Source organism: Paenibacillus segetis, from assembly GCF_014639155.1.
Taxonomy (GTDB): Bacteria; Bacillota; Bacilli; order Paenibacillales; family Paenibacillaceae; genus Fontibacillus; species Fontibacillus segetis.
Map to the genome: position 1 here is coordinate 1,463,314 of NZ_BMFT01000001.1, position 23,674 is coordinate 1,486,987.

A 23,674-nucleotide genomic window follows, 5' to 3' on the forward strand; every position below is an offset into this window, starting at 1 on the left:
ATGCCCTAGCTTCATCCAACCTTCTTGGTGCTGAAAATCTGACTTTTTGAACACATATTATAAGGGACGGGAGTGTGGTCGAAATGAAAACCAGAAAAATACCGCTTCGAAAATGCGTTGCTTGTGGCGAGATGATGCCTAAGAAATCATTGATTCGTGTTGTACGTTCGCCTGAAGGCGAGGTTTCGATTGATTTAACGGGCAAAAAGTCGGGGAGAGGAGCCTACTTGTGCGGGAAAGAGTCCTGCTTCAAGTTGGCTCATAAGAACCGGGCACTTGATCGAGCGCTAAAAGCAACAGTTGGTCCAGAGGTTTACGAACAACTGGCTCGTGATTTTCTAGCAGTCGAGGAGGAATTCCTCGCTGAGCGGGATAAGGAAGAGGGAGACGATGAGTAAGGTATTGTCCGGACTCGGCCTTGCGATGCGAGCAGGAAAAATAGTGACCGGTGATGAGAGCGTATTAAAAGCCGTTCGGTCTGCTGAGGCAAAACTAGTTATCGTTGCTGGGGATGCATCCGCTAATACTCATAAGAAATTTCGTGACAAATGCGGAACCTATAAAGTTCCTTTGATCATTGGATTTGACCGGGAACGGCTTGGAGCCAGTGTAGGGAAACCGGAACGGATTGTTATTGGACTCATGGATCAGGGATTTGCTGACATGATTCGAAAAACCATCGTTAAAACGTCGGAGGTGGAGTATATTGAGTAAACAAGAAAACAAGGATAAACTCAGAGTATACGAATACGCTAAATCGCTCAATATGAGTAGCAAAGAAATTATTACAATTCTTAAACGCTTGGATATCCCTGTTAACAACCATATGAGTGTTATGGAGAATAACGCGGTTGAATCAGTGGAAAAATTTTTCAAGGATATTAAGAGTAACGCTGCTGCAAAAAGAGAAAACTCAGGACGTACAGAAGCTTCAGCGAAAACTCCCGTTAAATCGTCGGCTCCGGCTTCCGCAGGAGGAAGTCAGACACCGAATTCTTCGGCCGGTGAAGGATCTGGCCAGCGTGGAGAGCAGCGTCGAGACGTTCAAGGAAATACGAATAGTCAAGTTATTAACAAAAATCAACAAGAAAAGCAGGTAAGTATGAATAATAAACCAAATAACACTAACCAAGCTACCACTTCAGGTAGCACTCAAGCAACTCAGGAAAGAACAAATCGTCCATCTAACAGCGGGCAAGGAGCACGCCCAGGACAAGGATCGAGTGGTCAACCAAACCGCAATTCCGGACCTAACCGCTCGCAAGGCCAAAGCGGCGGCGCATCATCCGGATTTTCTCGTCCAGGAACGAGTACTCCAAATCGTAGTTCCCAGCCTCAGGCTCGTACTGCGTCTACTGGTAATGATTCAAATAACCGTGGACAAGGCCAAAGCCAAGGTCAAGGTCAAGGACAACGTAAAGGCGGAAACAGCAACTACAACGGTAGTAACAATAGACCGGGACAATCCGGTCAAAGACGTTTTGATGATAATAAAGGTGGTAATTTCAAGAATAACCGCGGCGGTAAGGGCGGCGGTCGTGGCGGTAGAGGTGGGCAACAACAACCTCCACGTGAAAAGATTGATAATACACCGAAGAAAATTATCGTTCGTGGTAATTCCACAGTTGGAGAAACCGCGAAGTTGCTTCATAAAGATGCTTCTGAAGTAATCAAGAAATTGATTTCTCTTGGAGTCATGGCAACGATCAATCAGGAACTCGATATCGAAACTATACTTCTACTTGCCGGCGAATTTGGTGTTGAAGTTGAAGTGAAGATTCCGGTGGAAGATGATCGTTTTGAAACACTTCAAGAGGTTGATGATGAAGCGGATTTGATGGAACGTCCTCCAGTCGTAACGATTATGGGTCACGTCGATCATGGTAAGACAACACTCCTTGATGCGATTCGTTCAACGAACGTAACTGGTGGCGAAGCTGGGGGGATTACTCAGCATATCGGTGCTTACCAAGTTGAGATCAACAACAAGAAGATCACTTTCTTGGATACACCAGGTCACGAAGCGTTTACCGCAATGCGGGCACGTGGTGCACAATTGACCGATATTACAATTATTGTGGTTGCAGCTGACGACGGAGTTATGCCACAAACGGTTGAAGCAGTTAGCCATGCTAAAGCGGCAGGTCTACCTATCATCGTCGCAGTTAACAAAATCGATAAACCAGACGCTAATCCTGATAAAGTAAAGCAAGAGCTTACAGAATATGGACTGGTACCGGAAGAGTGGGGCGGGGATACTATCTTCGTTAACGTTTCGGCTAAACAGAAGATGGGTCTGGAAGAGCTTCTTGAAATGATTCTGCTAGTTGCGGAAGTTAATGAGTATCGTGCAAATCCTAACAAACGTGCTCGCGGTTTGGTTATTGAAGCTGAACTTGATAAGAGTCGTGGTCCGGTAGCTCGCGTACTCGTTCAACATGGTACTCTGAAAGTCGGCGATGCTTTTGTTGCAGGTAACTGCTTTGGTCGTATCCGTGCTATGGTGAATGATAAAGGACGTCGTCTCAAAGAAGTTGGACCTTCTACTCCGGTTGAAATTACCGGTTTAACAGAAGTTCCAAAAGCTGGTGATCCATTCATGGTGTTTGAGGACGAGCGCAAAGCCCGTTCCATTGCTGAGAAACGTGCGATTACTCAACGTCAATCGGATCTTGGTCACAACACCAGAGTTACGCTCGACGATTTGTTCCAACATATTAAAGATGGTGAAATGAAAGACCTTAATGTCATTATCAAAGGTGACGTTCAAGGCTCGGTCGAAGCACTTAAGAGCTCACTTCAGAAGATTGAAGTTGAAGGCGTACGCGTGAAGATTATTCATAGTGGTGCGGGAGCCATTACGGAATCGGATATTATTCTGGCAGCAGCTTCCAATGCGATCGTGATCGGTTTCAATGTTCGTCCTGATTCTCAGACGAAAGCAACTGCTGAACAAGAGAAGGTTGATATCAGACTTCACCGTGTCATTTACAGTGCAATTGAAGAGATCGAACAAGCGATGAAAGGTATGCTTGATCCGGTCTACAAGGAAGTTGTTATTGGCCATGCTGAAGTTCGTAATTTGTTTAAGATTAGCAAAGTGGGAGCCATTGCAGGTTGTATGGTGACTTCTGGTAAGATTACTCGTTCCGCTGAAATGCGCCTAGTTCGTTCAGGCATTGTGGTATACGAGGGTAAAATTGATTCACTCAAACGTTTCAAAGATGATGCAAAAGAGGTTGCTCAAGGTTATGAATGTGGTATTACTCTGGACAACTTTAACGACCTCAAAGAGGGCGACATTATCGAAGCGTTCATCATGGAGACTGTTGAACCGAAGTAAGGTGAGGTGTCATATATGGCAAAAAATCGTACCGGTCGTGTAAGTGAACAAATCAAAAAAGAGTTAAGCATTCTGATTCAAACAGAGCTTAAGGATCCTCGAATTGGATTTGTTACAGTGACTGGCGTTGATGTTACAAACGATTTATCACAAGCAAAAGTATATCTGAGTGTATTCGGTGACGAAGAGAAAAAAGCTGAATCACTGAAAGGGATTGACAAAGCGAATGGATTTTTGCGGACTGAGATTGGAAAGCGAATCCGGTTACGTCATACACCTGAACTGATATTCAAAATTGATGAGTCGGTTGCTTATGGTAGCCGCATCGAGAAGTTGCTTGGTGAAATCACGCACGACGATAAATGAACATTTAAAGGAGACGGCAATGCAGACCAATGAACGGGAGTTCCGGCAGACCACTCAGTTTCTGACGGAACATGATGATTTCCTGGTAGTGTCGCATATTCAGCCGGACGGAGATGCAGTCAGTTCTACCCTTGCGGTGGGCTGGCTTCTCTCATGTCTAGGTAAAAATTACGTTATGGTTAACGAAGGCCCCATTCCTCGGCGGATGTCTTATTTATGGCATAGTGAACAGATCAAGGATCTTTCAGTTGATCCGCTCCAGCATAAGTACAGTCATGTTATTGCCGTAGATTGTGCTGACTATGCTCGAATTGGAAAGGTACGGGAATGCTTCGCTGATAACGCACAAATCTTGAATATTGATCACCATCCTACCAATGATAAATTTGGTGCAGTCAATTTGATTGTACCCGATGCGGCCGCAACGGTAGAAATTTTGTTCGATCTTATTGGGCATCTTGAACTTGAAATGACTCCAGATATCGCAACGGCGATATATACAGGTCTTTTGACCGACACAGGTGGTTTTCGTTATTCCAGCACAACTCCAAAGGTCATGGCAACAGCATCCAAACTATTGGAGTATGGAGTTGATGGGCCTGGCTTATCAGAATTACTTTTAGAGCAGATGACCCTCCCTCAACTACGTTTGTTAACTCGAGCACTGAATCGATTGGTTATCACAGAGGATGGCAAGATCAGCTGGGTGACGATTGATGATGAAGATATGTTAGCAACGGGTGCTATCCATGAAGACTTGGAAGGGATCGTTAATTATCCCCGCAATATTCAGGGGGTTGAAGTTGGTCTTTTATTTAAAGTTATAAATGAAAACGCCGTTAAAGCGAGCATGCGCTCGAATGGAAATGTAGATGTTGCTTCAATCGCTCAAAGCTTCGGTGGAGGGGGACATGTTCGCGCTGCTGGAGCCCGTATTGAAGGGACACTCGAGGATGTTGTATCCCGTGTAGTGGAGCAGGTGAAGGCAAAATTATGAGTTCATATGAAGGTATACTTCCGGTCAATAAACCCGCGGGTTTTACCTCGCATGATGTAGTAGCTAAGACGCGTAGGATTTTAAGCATGAAGCGAATTGGCCATACAGGGACGCTTGACCCAGCGGTAACGGGTGTGCTTCCATTATGCTTAGGCCGAGCGACGCGAATGGTTGAGTACTTGCAGGAATTACCTAAGGAGTATGAGGCAACTCTTTTGCTAGGAGTAGCTACTGATACAGAGGATATCTCGGGTAATGTGATAGAGCAAATGGAGCAGGTTTCCGTTACGGAGGAAGAGGTTCAGTTGGTTCTGTCTCAATTTACTGGAACGATTTCACAAGTTCCGCCGATGTACTCTGCTTTGAAGCAGGACGGTAAGCGCCTCTATGAACTGGCCCGCGAAGGAAAGACCGTAGAGCGTAAACCTCGGGAAGTTACGATCCATGAAATAGAAATGATCTCCTTCAATCCAGAAGGACCACATCCGACTATTTCTTTCCGGGCGCTCTGCTCCAAAGGAACGTATATCCGTACATTATGTGTCGATATTGGTCAGGCACTGGGTGTTCCTGCTACGATGTCTAAGCTTAAACGTACGATGTCGGCAGGTATACCTGAAGCAGCATGTCTGACTCTTGAAGATATAGCAAAGTATGCTGAGGAAGGTACATTAGCGTCCTATTTGCTCCCGGTCGATAAGGCAGTGGAACATCTGCCTGCTCATACGGTGGTAGCAGAGAAGGTACCAGCAGCTCTTCAGGGGCAGAAGCTATCCTCAAATACAATTCACCCTGGGGCGAATCCAGGGGATATTATGCGGCTGTATGGGCCGAATGAACAGTTTTTAGGCATTTTTCGCTTGGAGGAGCATGGTCAGTTTGTGAGACCTGTCAAAGTTTTTCTCCCTGAGTGATTAAGTGCCCATCACAGTGAAATTGCAGGTGAGCCATTGTGGAGACAATAACTTTATCTTATCCTTTACCAGAGGACATTATTGCTAGAGATACTAGACCGCAAGTGATGGCTATTGGCCAGTTTGATGGTTTACATCTAGGTCACGAAAGTGTGATCAAATCTGCGGTTAACTTGGCAGTGCGTTTGGGACTTCCTGCTGCAGTTATGACTTTCCATCCTCATCCGAAAGAAGTCATGAAGAAAGGTGACTATGATGGTTACTTAACTCCACCACATGTGAAAGAACAACTTTTCCGTGAACTTGGAGTTGATTATTTATATATCGTTGATTTTAACGATGACTTCTCCCAAGTAAGCCCACATCATTTTGTGTGTGACATGTTGTTACCATTGAAAGTTCATACCGCCGTAGTTGGCTTCGACTTCCGTTATGGATACCGTGGTGAAGGACATGCGGATACGCTACGTGAATTAAGCGGGAATACGATGGAAGTTTGCACGATGCCAGCTTTTCTTATCCATGATGAAAAAGTCAGCAGTTCGGGCATTCGTAAGGCATTACAAGAGGGTAACATCTCTTTGGCCAATCGTTGGCTAGGTAGACGGTACACAATTAACGGCACTGTTATGCATGGTGAGAAGAGGGGCCGCTTGCTAGGATTTCCAACTGCCAATATGAAACCAAACGAACATTTCGTACTTCCAACTAAAGGAGTATATGCTGTTAGAGCCAATTTAGAGGGAGCATCATTCTCAGGTGTCATGAACGTTGGAGTTAAGCCAACTTTTCACAGTGATGTAGTAGCACCGTCTTTGGAAATTCATCTACTTGACTTCAATGGCGACCTATATGGTAAGCAGTTGGAAGTAGAGCTAGTAGAATTTATTCGGGCAGAACGCAAATTTGAATCCGTTGAGAAATTAATTGCTCAAATCAAAGTAGATGCTGAGACGGCAAGAGGAATGCTCCTATCTGTGAAATAAAGAGAACGTTCAATATTTTGTGGATTTTTGAATACTCGCTTTAAATTAAGAATAGCGGCATTTACTTTCATCAGCGGGATATGATATACTGATAGACGTTGTTCATGGTAAGAGAGTTGATCTTAAATCATGGCACAAATAACCTTAGCTTGGTTAATCGGTCCTCACCGCCCGACAACGAGGCTAATGGCGATTATGATAAAGGAGGTGAACAGGATGGCATTGACTCAAGAACGTAAACACCAATTGATTGCAGAGCACAAAACTCATGAATCCGATACAGGATCTCCAGAGGTGCAAATTGCTATCCTTACGGAGAACATCGTGAACTTGACGGACCACTTGCGTACACACAAGAAGGACCATCATTCCCGTCGCGGTCTTTTGAAAATGGTTGGACAACGTCGTAGTTTGTTGGCTTACTTGAAGAAAAAAGACGTGAGACGTTACTCCGCATTGATCGAGAAACTCGGATTGCGTCGTTAATTTTGACATGATTAGCCAAAGCAGCCTGGTGGCCGCCGGATACGCTATTGAAGCGAGACGGGGTGTCACTGGGTTGCTTTTTAAAGTCATGGAAATGAATACGCTACTCAGGAAAATTTCACTACAATTTCGATGGGCACCGCAAGGTGCTTTTCTTATGAATTGAGCAAAAGAAGGAAATAATGGAGTCTGTAACGAACTTGTATGTTTGATAAGGAGGGATCTCATGGAGAAACATGTGAAAATGCAGTTAGGAGGAAGACCTCTTATACTGGAAACTGGTCGTTTGGCTAAGCAAGCAAATGCAGCAGTAATGGTACGCTATGGCGATACAGCTGTATTATGTACAGTAACGGCGTCCCCTGGACCAAAGGATCTGGATTTCTTTCCACTCACCGTTAATTATGAAGAAAAACTGTATGCAGTAGGGAAAATCCCTGGTGGTTTCATTAAGCGGGAAGGACGTCCAAGTGAGAAAGCAATTCTTGCTAGCCGTTTGACTGACCGTCCGATTCGTCCGTTGTTCCCGGAAGGCTTCCGGAATGATGTACAAATCGTAAATCTTGTCATGAGTGTGGATCAAGATTGCCAACCAGATATCGCAGCTATGATTGGTACCTCGGCAGCGCTAAGTATTTCGGATGTTCCATTTAATGGCCCGATTGGTAGCGTAGCTGTTGGTCGGATTAATGGAGAATTCATCATCAATCCAACGATCTCTCAGCAAGAAGCTAGCGACATTTATGTTGTGGTGGCTGGTACTAAAGACGCGATTATGATGGTTGAAGCTGAAGCAAATGAAGTACCTGAAGAAGTCATGCTGGAAGCGATCATGTTTGGTCATGATGAAATCAAGAATATCGTAGCTGTCATTGAGGAACTCGTCAAAATTGCCGGTAAAGAGAAGATGGAAGTGAAGCTTCATGCCGTAAATGCTGATGTTAATTCCGCTGTACGTGATTTTGCTGCTGCACGCTTGGTTGAAGCGGTAAAAGTAGCAGAGAAACATGCACGTCAAGAAGCAATTGACGCAATTAATGATGAGACGGTAGCATTCTTCGCGGAGAAGTACATAGAATCTCCGGAACTCTTGAACGATGTGAAGGAAGTTCTTCACGATATCGTTAAGGAAGAAGTCCGCCGCTTGATTACGCATGATAAAGTACGTCCTGATGGCCGGAAATTGGACGAGATTCGTCCGATCGATTGCGACATCGACTTGCTACCTCGTACTCATGGTTCAGGTCTATTTACACGTGGACAAACTCAAGCACTGAGTATCTGTACCCTTGGAGCTTTGGGTGATGTACAAATTTTGGACGGTATTCATTTGGAAGAGTCCAAACGATTCATGCATCATTACAATTTCCCTCCGTTTAGCGTTGGTGAAGCTCGTCCGCTCCGCCCACCGGGTCGTCGTGAAATTGGACATGGAGCACTTGGCGAAAGAGCACTTTCCAAGGTAATTCCTTCTGAAACGGAATTCCCATATACGATTCGTCTTGTATCTGAGGTTATCGAATCAAATGGTTCTACTTCCCAAGCTAGTATTTGTGCAAGTACCTTGGCCATGATGGATGCAGGTGTACCAATCAAAGCACCGGTTGCTGGTGTTGCGATGGGTCTCATTAAGGATGGGGAACATGTATCGATTCTGACAGATATTCAGGGTATGGAAGATCATTTGGGAGATATGGACTTCAAAGTAGCAGGAACAGCTGAAGGTGTAACTGCAATTCAAATGGATATTAAAATTGATGGTATCGATCGTCAAATTTTATCTGATGCATTGTCTCAAGCTAGAGAAGGACGCATGCATATCCTCTCTAAAATGATGGAACGTATTGATAAACCGAAGGCGCATTTATCTAAATATGCACCTAAGATTATCATTATTAATATCAATCCGGACAAAATCCGTGATGTTATCGGACCTGGTGGGAAAATCATCAACAAGATCATCGAGGAAACTGGTGTGAAGATCGACATCGAGCAAGATGGCCGAGTATTTATCGCTTCTACAGATGAGGAAATGAATAATAAAGCTCGCTCTATTATTGAGGGAATCGTCAAGGAAGTTGTAGTCGGTGAAATTTACATCGGTACGGTTAAACGGATTGAGAAATTTGGCGCTTTTGTTGAGATCCTACCGGGTAAAGACGGTTTGGTGCATATTTCACAACTGTCAACAGAACGTGTTGCCAAGGTGGAAGATGTCGTTGCGATCGGCGATTCAATAACTGTTAAAGTTACTGAAATTGATCAACAGGGTCGTATTAATCTTTCCCGCAAAGTAGTTCTGACCGCACAGTCGGAGTAATTTTATTCATACTCAATAGACTCTAGCCTGCGGCAAAAGAGACGGAATGTATTCATTCTGGCTCTTTTTTACTTTTTCCTCATATTAAAATACGAATGTTCTGAGAAACACTACCCTTCCTTCTGCATAAACCTGAACGTGTCCACATATGATGAGGACAAAACCAGGTTGAAGGGATGGGCCTGTCATGAATCGAAAAAAATATGCAGTCATATTATTCTGTGTGATGACGGTGTTGGTCATTGGACAGTTTACAGGGGTTAGGGCGTTTGTACAGGGTGTAGAGGGAGGGCAAAACGGTAGCTATGCATTTAGGCTGTTTAATGACGGTGAAGCGGAGAATACACTTCTTAGTAAAATTCAAGAGGAGGCCGCTAAGCGGAGAATTGAACCTGTAGATGCCGTAGTAGATCGTGTGTGGAAAGCAATCCCAGGGTATAATGGATTGGAAGTAGATATAGACAGCACGTATAAGAAGGCTAAAACAGCACCAGAAGGCGCGGAGATCCAGTATGTTTATCGGGAGATTAAACCCCGAATCAGTTTGGATGATTTGGAGCCACAGCCTATTTACCGAGGGAATCCAGCCAAGCCAATGGCCGCGCTGATGATTAATGTTGCTTGGGGCAATCAGTATATCGTACCCATGCTGGATACGTTAGATGAGGCTAAGGTAAAGGCTACTTTTTTTCTGGATGGTAGTTGGTTGAAGAAAAACGTTGAATTAGCTCAGGAGATTCAGAGACGTGGTCACCAGATTGAAAATCATGCATACTCACACCCTAATATGAGTCAGCTTGATGAAAGTCGTGCCAGATTGGAAATATCCAAAACGAAAGATTTATTGAAGGAAAAGCTAGGTGTGGAGAATCGATGGTTCGCGCCTCCATCTGGTGATTTTAATGATAGAACAGTTCGCCAAGCCGCTGATCAAGGGTTAAAGACGGTATTGTGGACTTTGGACACGGTGGATTGGAAAAATCCACCACCTAGCAGTGTAATTGCTAAAATATCAAAAAAAGTGGAACCGGGATCACTCATTCTAATGCACCCGACAGCATCGTCCAGTGAGGCTCTTAAAGAGATCATCCAGACCATACAGCACAAAGGTTTGAAGCTTGGAACGGTGGACGAGACACTATCTTCGAGTCGTGTTAATACACCGGGGAGTTGAGCATTCGGTCTTTTTTTGGTAGGATAAAGGATGCATTTATGTTTGTTAAATAAAAACTTAAGCTATGCTTGGGTCAGTTTTGCTTCGCAAAACTAAGTACATGCTTACGAAGTCAGTTTTGCTTCGCAAAACTTATAGGAGGGCCTTTCGTGAAGAAGATGCAATTGAAAAACGGCCTGCGAGTGGTTATGGAGACAATTCCAACCTTTCGTTCGGTGTCGTTTGGCATATGGGTAAAGACAGGATCGCGCAACGAAAGCCCCGAGATGGGTGGGGTTTCACACTTTATCGAGCATATGTTGTTTAAAGGTACTGAGCGCTTTGAAGCAAAGGATATTGCTGAAGAGTTCGATGCCATTGGAGGAAATGTTAATGCTTTTACCTCTAAGGAATATACGTGTTATTATGCGAAAGTTCTCGACGAGCATTTGCCTATCGCGGTAGATGTGTTAGCGGATATGTTCTTCCGCTCACGTTTTGATGAAGAAGAGCTTCGTAAAGAGAAGAATGTTATCCTTGAGGAAATCTCCATGTATGAGGATACCCCGGACGATATGGTTCACGATTTGTTGTCCAGAGCTGCCTATGGTGATCATCCGTTAGCCTTGCCTATTTTGGGTACGGAAGAAAAACTGCATGCTATGGGTCCCTCACATCTACGGGAATATATGCGTCAGAAATATACGATTGAGAATACGGTAATCAGTGTTGCTGGTAATATTGATGACAGCGTGATTGAATTACTGGAGAAGCATTTTGGTGATTTTAATAATCACGGAGTCCAAAGTGAGCCTGAACCGCCTACTTTTTTGGGTGGTTTGAAATTCCATCAAAAGAAGACAGAGCAAAATCATATTTGTTTGTCATTCCCGGGTTTGAAGAGTGGAGACCAACGTCAGTATGCAATGGTTCTATTGAACAACGCGCTTGGCGGCGGGATGAGTTCGCGGCTGTTTCAGGAGATTCGTGAGAAGAGAGGACTAGCTTATTCAGTTTACTCCTATCATAGCTCTCATGCAGATAGTGGATTGTTTACAGTATATGCAGGAACAGCGCCTAAACAAAGTGTAGAAGTTCTTGATCTGACGAAAGAGATCTTACACGAAGTGTCGGTGAAGGGGATTAGCGACAGTGAACTTCGTAAGGGAAAAGAACAGCTCAAGGGAAGTTTGATTCTTAGTTTGGAAAGTACGGGTAGTAGAATGAACCGACTCGGTAAGAATGAGTTGATGCTCGGTAAACATTATACGCTCGATGAAATGATAGCACGGATTGAAGCAGTAACGATGGATGATGTTGATTATGTGCTGAAAGAAATGTTCAAACAGCCGTTTTCACTTGCCATGGTTGGTTCATCAGATCGTGTGCTGTCGGGAATAAGGAGAGATGAACTTGTCATTTGATGTGCAAATTAACCGTCTTGCCGGGAATGAAGATATTGAACTCCCTCGCAAAATGTCGGAGCTAGCTTCTGGCTTCGATTTATACGCTGCTGTAACTGAAGATATTGTATTTCTTCCAGGGCAACGTGGGCTCGTTCCAACCGGATTGGCTATTGCGATGCCAGCAGGTTTGGAAGCGCAGATTCGTCCACGCAGTGGACTAGCGTTCAAACATGGTATCACTTGCCTGAATACACCGGGAACGATCGACGCCGATTATCGAGGAGAGATCAAAGTACTTTTGATCAATCTTGGAGAAGAACCATTTACCATCAAACGTAATGAACGAATTGCGCAAATGGTATTCCAGATTGTACCGGAAGTTAATCTTATTCCAGTTGATGAACTTTCCGACACTGCGCGCGGTGCGGGTGGCTTTGGCCATACAGGAAAGAACTAACCTTAATCAGGAATTAATAACGATTAGCTGAATTTATGCTGCAAATTTAAAAGCTTACAATACCAAGGCCATAGCGCTGCGGTGATTGTAGGCTTTTTTTGTATTGGCAGAATACAAAAGATGATGCAGAACGTAGCGAAGGGGACGGAATTGTTCTGAAGAAGCGGTAGCTTCGCCTTTGTCCTTGGATTTCTACCACTATAGGTTAATTAAATCAAGAAATTCAAGGACAACAGCGATCGGAAGAATAATCCGTCACCGTAGCGGTCACTATATTACGCCTTTTTTGTTACATGATCATTTTCACCACTTGATAGGCAATGGCATAAGATACTCTATACTGTGTTGCTTGGAAGGAGTGCCATTCTGAATGCTAACCGGACTTACCATTCTCTTCGTTGGTGGAGATGCACGGCAGGTTGAAGTTATTAACAAATGTGTTGAAATGGATGCAATAGTAAGGGTTGTTGGATTTGACCGATTGGAATCTCCACTGACCGGGGTGTCTCATGAAACGCTCACGCCTAGTTTAATGGCAGGAGCGGATGTTGTCGTTCTACCGGTCATGGGTTGTGATGACCACGGTGTCATCTTAGCACCGTTTTCTACTGGTGAACTAGTCTTGGTAAATGAGATGTTCGCTGCAATAAGGGAAAGTACTCTGGTGTATACGGGAATGGCCAAGAGCTTCCTGAAAAAGATGTGCGCAGAATATGGTTTCCGGATGATAGAGCTACTTGATCGTGATGATGTAGCGATATACAACTCGATTCCTACTGCTGAAGGCGCCGTCATGATGGCTATACAGAATACTGATATTACTATCCATGGTTCGTCTTGTATTGTACTTGGAATAGGACGGACGGGTTTTACTCTGGCGGAAACACTGCAAGGATTGGGAGCAACTGTACAGGTAGGAGTTCGACGAGAAGACCATGTTGCGAGGGCGGTGCAAATGGGCTGGAAGCCTTTTGCGACAACGGATTTGGCCCTTTATGCCGGCGATATCGACTTGATTTTTAACACAATTCCGACTATGATAGTCACAGCGCAAATCATCTCGAAATTGCCCCGGCAGGCAGTCATAATCGACCTTGCCTCTGCTCCCGGTGGAACGGATTTTCGTTTTGCCGAAAAACGCGGAATCAAGGCTCTTCTTGCTCCTGGTTTACCTGGAATTGTAGCTCCCAAAACGGCTGGAATTATCATTGCGAATGCGATATATCAGTCGATTATGGAAGAGTTTCAACTACGGGGGGATGAAGAGTGAATTGGCAGGGGAAAACAGTAGGTTACGCCATAACTGGCTCGCATTGTACATTTGCAGAAGTAATGCCGCAGATCCAACGGTTTGTCGACATGGGGGCAAAGGTCGTTCCGATTGCTTCTCAAACGGTCATGACGACGGATACTCGTTTCGGAAAATCAGATAATTGGCAGAAACAGTTGAAAGATATAACGGGGAATGATATCATTTCTTCAATTGTAGATGCTGAACCCCTCGGTCCAAGCAAACTATTGGACGTTCTGGTGGTTGCTCCTTGTACAGGGAACACAACTAGTAAACTGGCTAATGCAATGACAGATAGTCCAGTATTGATGGCGGTGAAAGCCCAGCTTCGCAATAGTCGTCCTGTGGTCATTGCGGTATCGACTAATGATGGATTAGGTTTTAATTTGGCGAATATCGCTAAGCTGATCGTTGCCAAATATATTTATTTTGTCCCGTTTGGTCAAGATAGCCCAGAAGGCAAGCCAAATTCGCTTGTTGCCAGGATGGAACTGGTTCCGGAGACCTGTTATGCAGCACTCGAAGGACGTCAGCTCCAACCGCTTATTATTGAGAAATTTAAGTACTGAACTCATTTACTAGGGGATTAATTTTTTAACTAATATAAATTGTGATGTAAGAAAAGGGGAGACGTGCCAGATGAGCAAGACGAAATTTAATGTCGCCGTAGTCGGAGCGACGGGAGCCGTAGGAGAACAGATTATCGGATTACTAGAAAAAAGGGACTTTCCGGTAGAGAAGCTGAAGCTATTGTCTTCGGCACGTTCCGCGGGTACCGTACTTAACTTTAAGGGACAGGAAATTACCGTTGAGGAAGCTGGCCCAGACAGCTTTGAAGGCATTGATATCGCGCTGTTTAGCGCCGGTGGAGATGTTAGTAAGGAGCTTGCCCCGCATGCTGTACGCCATGGTGCTGTATGTATTGATAATACAAATGCATTTCGGATGGATCCAACTGCTCCGCTAGTTGTACCTGAAGTGAACGCTGAACATATCGACAAACATCAAGGTATTATCGCCAATCCGAATTGTTCTACCATCCAAATGGTAGCGGCTTTGAAGCCGCTTTACGATGCATATGGCATTTCACGTATTATTGTGTCGACGTACCAAGCCGTATCTGGTGCTGGTGCAAAAGCAATAAACGAAATGCTGCGTCAGAGCAAAGAGGTGCTAGAAGGCAAAGAAGTTAAACCTGATATTTTACCGGTTGGTTCACTGCCAGTGAAGCACCAGATCGCATTTAATGCGATTCCACAAATTGATAAATTTCAAGATAATGGATATACACTGGAAGAGATGAAGATGGTACGCGAAACTAAGAAAATCTTTGGAGACGATAGTATTTCTGTGACGGCTACTTGCGTTCGTATACCCGTTGTATATGGTCACTCCGAATCGGTGTACGTCGAACTGAAGAATGACTATGACCTCGAAGCGGTGAAACAACTTCTTGCAGAGGCTCCAGGCATTACACTGGTTGATGATCCAGCATCTCAAGCTTATCCACTTGCAACGGATGCAGCCGGCAAAACCGATGTTTTTGTTGGTCGCTTGCGTCGTGACCTTGGTAATGAGCGTGGACTAAATTTGTGGATCGTTTCTGATAACTTACTCAAAGGCGCAGCATGGAACGCCGTACAGATCGCGGAGATCATTGCGGCGAAGGCGTAACGTATGGTGACGTATAATACATCAAGGTAGATTTAACACGGAAGAACGGAATGAAGTTACGCTTTACTCCGCATATGAAATTGGAGGAATACCCATGCGCATTTTGGTGCAAAAGTTCGGCGGCACGTCTTTAGCTACGAAAGAAGCGAGAGGGCATGTCATTTCGCATATTAAACGAGAGCTGAACAATGGTTATCGGTTAGTTGTTGTAGTTTCGGCTATGGGGCGTAAGGGAGATCCTTATGCCACAGATACGCTTCTTGGTCTAATCTCAGAAGGCGGCGGATCGTTGCCGGCGAGAGAACAAGATTTATTACTATGTTGTGGTGAAATTATTTCGGCAACTTCACTCTGCAGCCTGCTGCAGAGTGAGTTTATCTCCTCTGTCGTTCTGACAGGGGCTCAAGCTGGTTTTAGAACAGATCAGCAATTTGGAAATGCTCGAATTTTGGATATCGTTCCTTCAAAAGTGCTTCAAGAGTTGGAACATAAGGACGTTGTTATTGTGACTGGATTTCAGGGTCAAAGTCCTGAGGGTGATTTTACAACGCTAGGTCGGGGTGGTAGTGATACTTCAGCTACGGCACTTGGCGCCGCACTCCATGCTGAGATGGTAGATATATATACCGATGTAAATGGCATATTGACTGCTGATCCTCGAATCGTTGAAGATGCTAAGCCACTGGAATACGTTAGTTATGCTGAAATTTGCAATATGGCACACCAAGGGGCTAAAGTTATCCATCCTCGTGCAGTAGAAATCGCGATGCAATCAGGGATTCCCGTCCGAGTTCGTTCTACATTTTCCGAAAATGAAGGAACGCTTGTAGCGAACCCTGAAGGCTTTAAGGATGTTCAGACTGGAGTCGTGGACCGCTATGTGACAGGAATCGCATACGTCGCTAACGTGACACAAATCACAGTTGAATCCCGAGGTAAAGCTGAAGACAATCTTCAATTAAAAGTATTTAAAGCAATGGCTGAAAATGACATCAGTGTGGATTTTATTAATGTAACCCCATCAGGTGTTGTTTATACTGTATTTGATTTCGATGCGGTTAAAGCAGAGACAATTCTTCATAACCTTGGATTACAACCTCAAATTCTGTCTGGATGTGCCAAGGTATCCGTCATCGGTGGCGGAATTAATGGCGTACCGGGGATCATGGCGAAAATCGTCGAAGCTTTATCTGAGCAAGGGATTCAGATTCTACAATCAGCTGACTCTAATACAACGATTTGGGTGTTAGTAAATAAGGAAGATATGGTCCAGGCGCTTAGAGCCCTTCATGCAAAGTTTGAACTTGGACGCTGTTAGTATAGATTAAATAATAGAGCGGATTTCGCGGAATTATATCTATGCCTGGGTAAGATGGGTGTCCGCAGAAGCTTGAAGGAGGAGAATCAATGGATTTCGGAAGATTAATTACTGCCATGGTGACTCCCTTTGATGATCAGGGACTCATCGATTGGGAACAGACCAAAAGATTAATGGACTATTTGATCACAGACCAGAAATCCGATGCTTTGGTCGTATGTGGTACGACAGGTGAGTCACCAACAGTTACTGATGATGAGAAATTGGAATTGTTTCGATTTGCTGTTGAATATAGTGCAGGTCGGTGCAAAATCATTGCGGGTACGGGCAGTAATAGTACGGCGCATGCAATTCACTTAACCAAAGAAGCAGAGCGGTGTGGAGTTGATGGCGCCCTAGTCGTGGTACCTTATTACAACAAGCCTAGTCAAGAAGGTCTATACCGTCATTTCGAGGCGATCGCTAAATCTACCGAGTTACCTATTTTCCTATATAATGTACCAAGCCGTACCGTGATTAGTATGAGCGCAGAGACAACGCTTCGTTTGGCACAGGTTCCTAACATAGTTGCCACGAAAGAATGTGTTTTGGAACAGGTTGCGATAGTCGCTGGAGGCGCTCCAGAAGGCTTTAAGGTATACACTGGTGACGATTCAGCTACGTTGCCTGCGATGTCTATAGGTGCTTACGGTGTGATCAGCGTTGCAAGTCATGTCATTGGTGATAAGATGAAGCAAATGATTACTTCTTTCCTAGAAGGCCGAGTACTAGAATCTGCCAAACTTCATCAGGAAATCTTACCAGTATTTTCTGGTTTGTTCTCATGTCCAAATCCTGTTGGCGTGAAATATGCACTTAACGAGCTTGGAATCTCGGTTGGCTCAGTTCGTCTGCCGCTCATTCCACCAACTGAAGAGGAAGCTCGTTTTATTCGCAGCTTACTGAATTAAGAAGCATAATTCCAAATAAATCTTGTTCTACCAAAAACCGTTGCCTTCCTAGAGGCATCGGTTTTTTTGCAATAGTGCAAGGTAAGGATAGGCCTCCAAAGAAAGCATCCGACTTGTTTTTTCTCAAATTAATCATGTATAATGGTTTCAAGTGACTGGGTGCGGTGATTTTTAATTAAAATTAATAATAATAAACGATACGACGTCCAAATTAATTAGGAGGGTTAGATTGATTTGTCCAAAAAAAATAATAATGAAAAATTGACGATCTTTGCATTGGGCGGCGTCGCAGAAATTGGAAAGAACATGTATGTCGTTCAGTATGCCAATGATATTGTTGTCGTTGACGCCGGGCTAAAATTTCCGGAAGAGGACATGCTTGGTATCGATATCGTCATTCCTGATATCACTTTCCTGACGGAGAACCGTGACAAGGTAAGAGGGATCGTATTGACCCATGGTCATGAAGACCATATCGGTGGACTACCTTATGTACTCAAGAATTTGAACGTTCCCGTTTATGGAACGAAATTGACTTTAGGTCTTGTGGAGAACAAGCTGAAGGAAGCTAATTTGCTCGGTGAGACGAAACGGGTGCTAATCAACGCGGATTCGGAAATTGAGCTGGGAACCTCGATGAAGGCAACTTTCTTCAAAACAAATCACAGTATTCCTGATTCCGTCGGAGTTTGTATAGAGACTCCAGAAGGAAATGTAGTGCATACAGGTGACTTTAAGTTTGATCATACTCCTGTCAATGATCAGTTTGCTGATTTGCATCGTATGGGTGAAATCGGTGCCAAAGGAGTACTTGCGCTTCTCTCGGATAGTACAAATGCTGAGAAGCCAGGCTTTACACCTTCGGAGAAAAATGTGGGTATCGTACTCAATGATATTTTCCGCAAAGCACAGCAACGTGTGGTTGTAGCAACCTTTGCATCAAACGTTCATCGTGTTCAACAAGTGATTGACGCTGCTTATGCAACTGGCCGTAAACTAACGATTATCGGTCGCAGTATGGTCAATGTGGTCACGATCGCTTCAGAACTTGGCTATCTCAATGTACCTGATGGTATTCTGATTGAACCAGAAGAAGTGAACAAAATGGCTGCAGATCGTGTTGTTATTCTCTGCACAGGTAGCCAAGGTGAGCCGATGTCAGCGTTAACACGTATGGCACGTTCGACACACCGCAAAGTGGATATTTTGCCTGGAGATACGGTAATCATTGCCGCAACACCGGTACCAGGTAATGAAAAATATGTAGGTCGCACTATCGATGAATTGTTCCGACTTGGAGCTGAAGTTATATATAGTGGATCCAACTCAGGAGTTCATGTATCTGGTCATGGTAGTCAAGAAGAACTGAAGTTAATGCTTAACTTGATGAGACCGAAATACTTCATTCCGATTCACGGTGAATACCGTATGCTTCGCAAACATGCCCAATTGGGTCAATCCGTTGGTGTAGATCCAGACAACATTTTCTTGGTAGATATCGGGGAAATCGTTGAGATTGACAACGGCGTTGCTCGTAAAGCAGGGAAAGTCCCTGCAGGTAACGTACTGATTGATGGCTTGGGTGTTGGTGATGTAGGTAATATCGTACTCCGCGACCGTAAGCTATTGTCGCAAGACGGTATCCTAGTTGTCGTGGTAACTTTGAGTAAGCAGGATGGAACGATTGTATCTGGTCCAGATATCATTTCCAGAGGGTTCGTTTATGTTAGAGAATCCGAAGGTCTTCTTGACGAAGCAAATCGCATTGTATCCAGCACTCTAGAGAAGCTGATGAGCGAGAACGTGAATGAATGGGCTTCACTGAAAACGAATGTGAAGGATGCGCTTGGACGGTTCCTATACGAACAAACGCGTCGTAGACCGATGATTCTTCCAATTATTATGGAAGTCTAAGTAATATCCTACAGAATTAAATAATAAGATAGGCACACAGTCGCCTCTTCTCCTGCCGGTAATATTGGACGGTTCCTTGCGGGAGAGGAGGCTTTTTTTATTTTCGGGAGAAAATGACTATGATCGATTTGAAACCCTTGCATTGCAGGGGTGTTTTTTTGTGGATAAGCCTGTATAGATGATGGACGGTTGTCGGCATACTATTTCTTGCGAAGACTTGTTTGACGAGAATAGGGCCGGTCAGGCCGGAAGGAAGCGAATCAATAATGATGAATAACTATCCCAGGGTGCAGATGAATACCAAAAATGAAGGAGAAATACCTCCACAACCTGAAGGTGATAAAAAGAATCCAGCAGTCACGGACATGATTCAACAACTAGGGCAAACCGCAATACCAACACCAGGGGAGTCGAACGTGTATTGCTTAACGATTATTGGACAAATAGAAGGACATCTTGTGCTACCTCCGCAAAATAAAACGACCAAATATGAGCATTTGATTCCGCAGCTAGTTGCGGCAGAACAGAATCGCAATATCGAGGGTCTGCTGATTATTCTAAATACAGTTGGAGGAGATGTTGAGGCTGGACTTGCGATCGCTGAAATGATCTCATCGCTAAGCAAGCCAACGGTAACTGTTGTAATTGGAGGAGGGCACAGTATCGGTGTACCGATTGCCGTAGCTTCCGACTATTCGCTTATTGCGGAGAGCGCAACCATGACTATTCATCCGGTTCGTATGACAGGACTTGTGATTGGTGTACCACAAACATTTGAATATATTGAGAAAATGCAGGAGAGAGTAGTTCGTTTTGTAACCATGCATTCGCATATTTCTGAGGAAACCTTCAAGGAATTTATGTTCAGAACTGGAGGACTTAACCGGGATATTGGTACAGCCGTAGGTGGAATTGAAGCGGTGAAATGTGGCTTGATTGATGCAATTGGAGGAATTGGTGAAGGTCTCAATAAACTGAATTCATTGATTGACTCACGACGAGCAAGTGCAAACTTGGGAGGGATGACCCAATGAGCTTTTATACAATAATACCCGAAGAGTTGCAATGGGAGCATGAGGAATCACAGGAGATGTATAGTGAGATCGAACTTGGAGGAGTTCTCATGCAGGTGAGAATGGATGGGGGAAATCGAGCAACTATCGTTCGTTTGTTGCGTTGTAATTCTCTAGACGATTATTTAAACCCAGCGTATGCTCCAGGTGGACAAATTGCTTATATTCCGATCTTGCTTAGATAAGTGTGTGATAAACTTTGATGCTGAAAAGATGATTTTTTGAACAACCTTTATAGGATGCCCCCGCCTGAATATGGTATAATATTCATCTAGGGGGTGTTCCTTTTTGGCAGCAAATAAACGAAAAAAGAAAAAAGCTAAGCTTGGTAGCATGCTCAAATATGAAATCTATGGAATCATCCTAATCACATTATCGATAATCGCCTTGTCCGGGGAGGCTGCGGTCGGAAGAACTTTATCCAAAATGTCCGCGCTTATTCTAGGTAAGTTTTATTTTGTCATTCCATTGATAGGAGTTTATGTGGGACTAGCTGTCATGATTAGTAGAAAGTGGCCATCACGCTGGAGCACTAGACGCAGTGGGGCTTTACTCGCTGTACTTGCTCTCTCATTGATGAGTACTATTCTTGCTATGCAGCAGAAGCTGGCACCTGCAGTACCATTGACGGCAGGCAATATTTTATCACAAATCCATCGGGACCTACAGGGATCGCTCTTTGCACCTGGGATGGGGGATGCTGGATTTAGTCTGCTAAACATGAATATTAGTGGTGGATACATAGGGGGATTGGAGTTTGCGTTACTCTATTCTCTATTCGGTATGGCGGGCGCCAAGCTTATTATGATTGTTATGCTAGCAATTAGCTTTATGCTGATCACAGGTCTGTCATACGTAGATTTATTCCGTTTGTTGCGAGGTAGATTGGCCATCCTAGCTGAACAATTTGGCAAGAAGCTTCGTATGCTACGTCCTATTCCGGTTACAGGGAAGAATCAACGGGTACTTAAAACGGTCCCAATGGATAGGGACGACGAAGCCCATGATGTTGAAGAAGATGAATTTAAGCCAGCCTCTAGACCACTGATGAAGAAGCCTGTGTTCTTTCAGTTGTTTGGGTTTAAAGGTCGTACTAATGCAGTAACCCCAGTAGAATCGCCAACTCCGCATGAGCTAGAACCGCAAACAGTAGGAGACGTTATGGTACAAGGTCCTCCTGCTGCAATTAATTGGAATGATCTCCAATATGCCGGTGTAGGGGCGGGAACTATAGGGAGTAAACAGGGCGAAGGTCTACATTCCCCGGGAAGTTCGGCAGGAGATACAGGACCAATTATCCGTGACTTTTTCGATAATATTCAACGAGAAACGGGCATTCGTGAAGAGGATTTTGAAGTTGATGATTTAACGGACATTGGACAAGACCTACATGAATACATCGACAAGAATACGGATAACGTGGTTGATACTTTACATGATGTAGACTCTTCTCCTGTTGAAGAACAGCAATCTGGTGAGCTTGATGCTGATGATATAGCAGCTCCAGTGCTTCCACCAAAGCCAGCTCCCAAACCATACAAACTACCATCATTCAAGTTACTGTCGAGACCAGAAGGTGCTTCTAAATCAGGCGACCAAGCAGATTATATGCAGACGGCTCGTAAGCTCGAGGCCACACTTGAGAGCTTTGGAGTTAGAGCCCGTGTGTTAGAAGTAGTTCGTGGTCCCGCTGTTACACGTTATGAAATACAACCTGATATCGGCGTAAAGGTAAGCCGGATCGTGAATTTGACCGACGATATCGCTTTGGCATTAGCCGCGAAGGATATCCGTATGGAAGCACCAATTCCAGGTAAATCAGCGATTGGTATCGAAGTACCTAACGGAGAAGTTTCACTTGTTACGATGCGTGAAGTTATGGAGACACCTACGTTCCAGGAAGCGGAATCCAAATTGTCGATTGCTTTTGGACGCGATATATCTGGCGCGACAATCATCGGTAATTTGACGAAGATGCCCCATTTACTTGTAGCAGGAGCTACAGGTTCTGGTAAATCAGTATGTATTAACGGAATTATTACGAGTATTTTGTATAAGGCGAAACCTGACGAAGTGAAGTTTTTGATGGTCGATCCAAAAATGGTCGAGTTGAATATGTACAATGGAATTCCACATTTGCTTGCACCTGTGGTAACAGATCCAAAACGGGCTTCACTAGCACTTAAGAAAATCGTCGTGGAGATGGAGAAACGCTACGAGTTATTCTCTAAGTCTGGTGCGCGTAATGTTGAAGGGTATAACCTAATGATGAAAGATAACCCGGAAGCCGTGCTCCCGTATATCGTCGTCATTGTGGATGAATTAGCTGACTTAATGATGGTTGCAGCCAAAGATGTAGAGGACGCGATTGCTCGTCTTGCGCAAATGGCACGTGCTGCAGGTATTCACTTGATTATTGCGACACAGCGACCTTCTGTTGATGTTATTACTGGGGTTATCAAGGCGAATATTCCATCACGTATTGCCTTTGGCGTATCCTCGCAAGTGGATTCAAGAACGATTCTTGATATGGCCGGAGCTGAGAAACTATTGGGCCGTGGAGACATGTTGTTCATGCCAATGGGCGCATCCAAGCCTGTTCGTGTTCAAGGGGCGTTCATGAGTGATCAGGAAGTGGAAGCCATTGTGGGTTATGTTCGAGGTCAAGGACAAGCTGAATACGATGAGAGCCTCGTTCCTGAGGTAGACGAAGAGGTTCAACAAGAGGAAGAAGTAATGGATGAGTTATACGATCAGGCGGTACAGATTATATTGGAAGCTAAGCAAGCCTCGGTCTCGCTACTTCAACGCCGTATGCGTGTAGGATATACCCGAGCAGCGCGGTTGATCGATTCTATGGAGGCAAGAGGGATTGTAGGGCCTTACGAGGGTAGTAAGCCAAGAGAAGTCTTGATATCCATAGATCAGTATAAGTCGGGAAGAATCTCTTCCTAAGATATATTGGGTTATAGAAAAGCATACAGAGGAGTTGTTCTTAAAGCCGTAATGTGGCTTTGCGGGCAACT

The 23,674-nt window shown here is 44.3% G+C and carries 21 protein-coding genes; all 21 read left to right on the top strand.

Going from position 1 to position 23,674, the window contains the following annotated elements; genetic code table 11:
- The first annotated feature begins 83 nt into the window (after positions 1–83).
- The 21 genes from rnpM to IEW05_RS06830 all read left to right on the top strand — a co-directional run bounded on the left by rnpM (position 84) and on the right by IEW05_RS06830 (position 23,603).
- Complete coding sequence (gene rnpM / locus IEW05_RS06730; RefSeq protein ID WP_188537024.1) at positions 84–398, top strand: RNase P modulator RnpM; 315 nt, start codon at positions 84–86, stop codon at positions 396–398.
- Entirely contained in the window at positions 391–714 is a 324-nt protein-coding gene (locus IEW05_RS06735) for a L7Ae/L30e/S12e/Gadd45 family ribosomal protein (RefSeq protein WP_188537026.1), read from the top strand. Before rnpM ends, IEW05_RS06735 begins: the two co-directional genes overlap by 8 nt.
- The gene (gene infB / locus IEW05_RS06740; protein WP_188537028.1) at positions 707–3,343 is read left to right on the top strand and encodes a translation initiation factor IF-2; all 2,637 of its coding nucleotides are present in this window, start codon (positions 707–709) and stop codon (positions 3,341–3,343) included. The genes IEW05_RS06735 and infB overlap by 8 nt, the downstream gene beginning before the upstream one ends.
- A 15-nt stretch (positions 3,344–3,358) precedes the next feature.
- Positions 3,359–3,709, top strand: coding sequence for a 30S ribosome-binding factor RbfA (gene rbfA, locus IEW05_RS06745; RefSeq protein WP_188537030.1), 351 nt, complete (start codon positions 3,359–3,361; stop codon positions 3,707–3,709).
- A gap of 19 nt (positions 3,710–3,728) precedes the next feature.
- A complete protein-coding gene (locus IEW05_RS06750; protein ID WP_188540755.1) occupies positions 3,729–4,706 on the top strand; it encodes a DHH family phosphoesterase in 978 nt (325 codons plus the stop codon).
- A complete protein-coding gene (gene truB, locus IEW05_RS06755; protein ID WP_188537032.1) occupies positions 4,703–5,620 on the top strand; it encodes a tRNA pseudouridine(55) synthase TruB in 918 nt (305 codons plus the stop codon). Before IEW05_RS06750 ends, truB begins: the two co-directional genes overlap by 4 nt.
- Positions 5,621–5,658: 38 nt before the next feature.
- Positions 5,659–6,606: a bifunctional riboflavin kinase/FAD synthetase gene (locus tag IEW05_RS06760; protein ID WP_188537034.1), complete on the top strand. Its 948-nt coding sequence runs from the start codon at positions 5,659–5,661 to the stop codon at positions 6,604–6,606.
- Positions 6,607–6,822: 216 nt separating this feature from the next.
- Entirely contained in the window at positions 6,823–7,092 is a 270-nt protein-coding gene (gene rpsO, locus IEW05_RS06765; protein ID WP_188537036.1) for a 30S ribosomal protein S15, read from the top strand.
- Between the two features lie 226 nt (positions 7,093–7,318).
- Complete coding sequence (pnp, locus tag IEW05_RS06770) at positions 7,319–9,412, top strand: polyribonucleotide nucleotidyltransferase (protein WP_188537038.1); 2,094 nt, start codon at positions 7,319–7,321, stop codon at positions 9,410–9,412.
- A 187-nt stretch (positions 9,413–9,599) separates the two neighbouring features.
- Entirely contained in the window at positions 9,600–10,586 is a 987-nt protein-coding gene (locus IEW05_RS06775; RefSeq protein ID WP_188537040.1) for a polysaccharide deacetylase family protein, read from the top strand.
- A gap of 149 nt (positions 10,587–10,735) precedes the next feature.
- On the top strand, positions 10,736–11,989 hold the full coding sequence (locus IEW05_RS06780) for a M16 family metallopeptidase (RefSeq protein ID WP_188537042.1): 1,254 nt from the start codon (positions 10,736–10,738) through the stop codon (positions 11,987–11,989).
- The gene (gene dut, locus IEW05_RS06785) at positions 11,973–12,428 is read left to right on the top strand and encodes a dUTP diphosphatase (RefSeq protein ID WP_373285784.1); all 456 of its coding nucleotides are present in this window, start codon (positions 11,973–11,975) and stop codon (positions 12,426–12,428) included. The genes IEW05_RS06780 and dut overlap by 17 nt, the downstream gene beginning before the upstream one ends.
- Before the next feature lie 370 nt (positions 12,429–12,798).
- Positions 12,799–13,698 (top strand): dipicolinate synthase subunit DpsA, encoded by a 900-nt coding sequence (gene dpsA / locus IEW05_RS06790; protein ID WP_188537046.1) that lies wholly within the window; start codon positions 12,799–12,801, stop codon positions 13,696–13,698.
- The gene (locus IEW05_RS06795; protein WP_188537048.1) at positions 13,695–14,288 is read left to right on the top strand and encodes a dipicolinate synthase subunit B; all 594 of its coding nucleotides are present in this window, start codon (positions 13,695–13,697) and stop codon (positions 14,286–14,288) included. The genes dpsA and IEW05_RS06795 overlap by 4 nt, the downstream gene beginning before the upstream one ends.
- A gap of 70 nt (positions 14,289–14,358) precedes the next feature.
- On the top strand, positions 14,359–15,393 hold the full coding sequence (locus IEW05_RS06800; RefSeq protein ID WP_188537050.1) for an aspartate-semialdehyde dehydrogenase: 1,035 nt from the start codon (positions 14,359–14,361) through the stop codon (positions 15,391–15,393).
- A 94-nt stretch (positions 15,394–15,487) separates the two neighbouring features.
- Positions 15,488–16,711, top strand: coding sequence for an aspartate kinase (gene dapG / locus IEW05_RS06805; protein WP_188537052.1), 1,224 nt, complete (start codon positions 15,488–15,490; stop codon positions 16,709–16,711).
- An 89-nt stretch (positions 16,712–16,800) separates the two neighbouring features.
- Positions 16,801–17,661, top strand: coding sequence for a 4-hydroxy-tetrahydrodipicolinate synthase (gene dapA, locus IEW05_RS06810; RefSeq protein ID WP_188537054.1), 861 nt, complete (start codon positions 16,801–16,803; stop codon positions 17,659–17,661).
- A 234-nt stretch (positions 17,662–17,895) separates the two neighbouring features.
- Entirely contained in the window at positions 17,896–19,575 is a 1,680-nt protein-coding gene (locus IEW05_RS06815; RefSeq protein WP_188537056.1) for a ribonuclease J, read from the top strand.
- 269 nt (positions 19,576–19,844) lie between these two features.
- Positions 19,845–20,609, top strand: a complete 765-nt coding sequence (locus IEW05_RS06820; RefSeq protein WP_373285823.1) for a ClpP family protease — start codon at positions 19,845–19,847, stop codon at positions 20,607–20,609.
- The gene (locus IEW05_RS06825) at positions 20,606–20,833 is read left to right on the top strand and encodes a YlzJ-like family protein (protein ID WP_188537058.1); all 228 of its coding nucleotides are present in this window, start codon (positions 20,606–20,608) and stop codon (positions 20,831–20,833) included. The genes IEW05_RS06820 and IEW05_RS06825 overlap by 4 nt, the downstream gene beginning before the upstream one ends.
- Before the next feature lie 148 nt (positions 20,834–20,981).
- The gene (locus IEW05_RS06830) at positions 20,982–23,603 is read left to right on the top strand and encodes an FtsK/SpoIIIE family DNA translocase (protein WP_188540757.1); all 2,622 of its coding nucleotides are present in this window, start codon (positions 20,982–20,984) and stop codon (positions 23,601–23,603) included.
- The last annotated feature ends 71 nt before the right edge of the window (positions 23,604–23,674 follow it).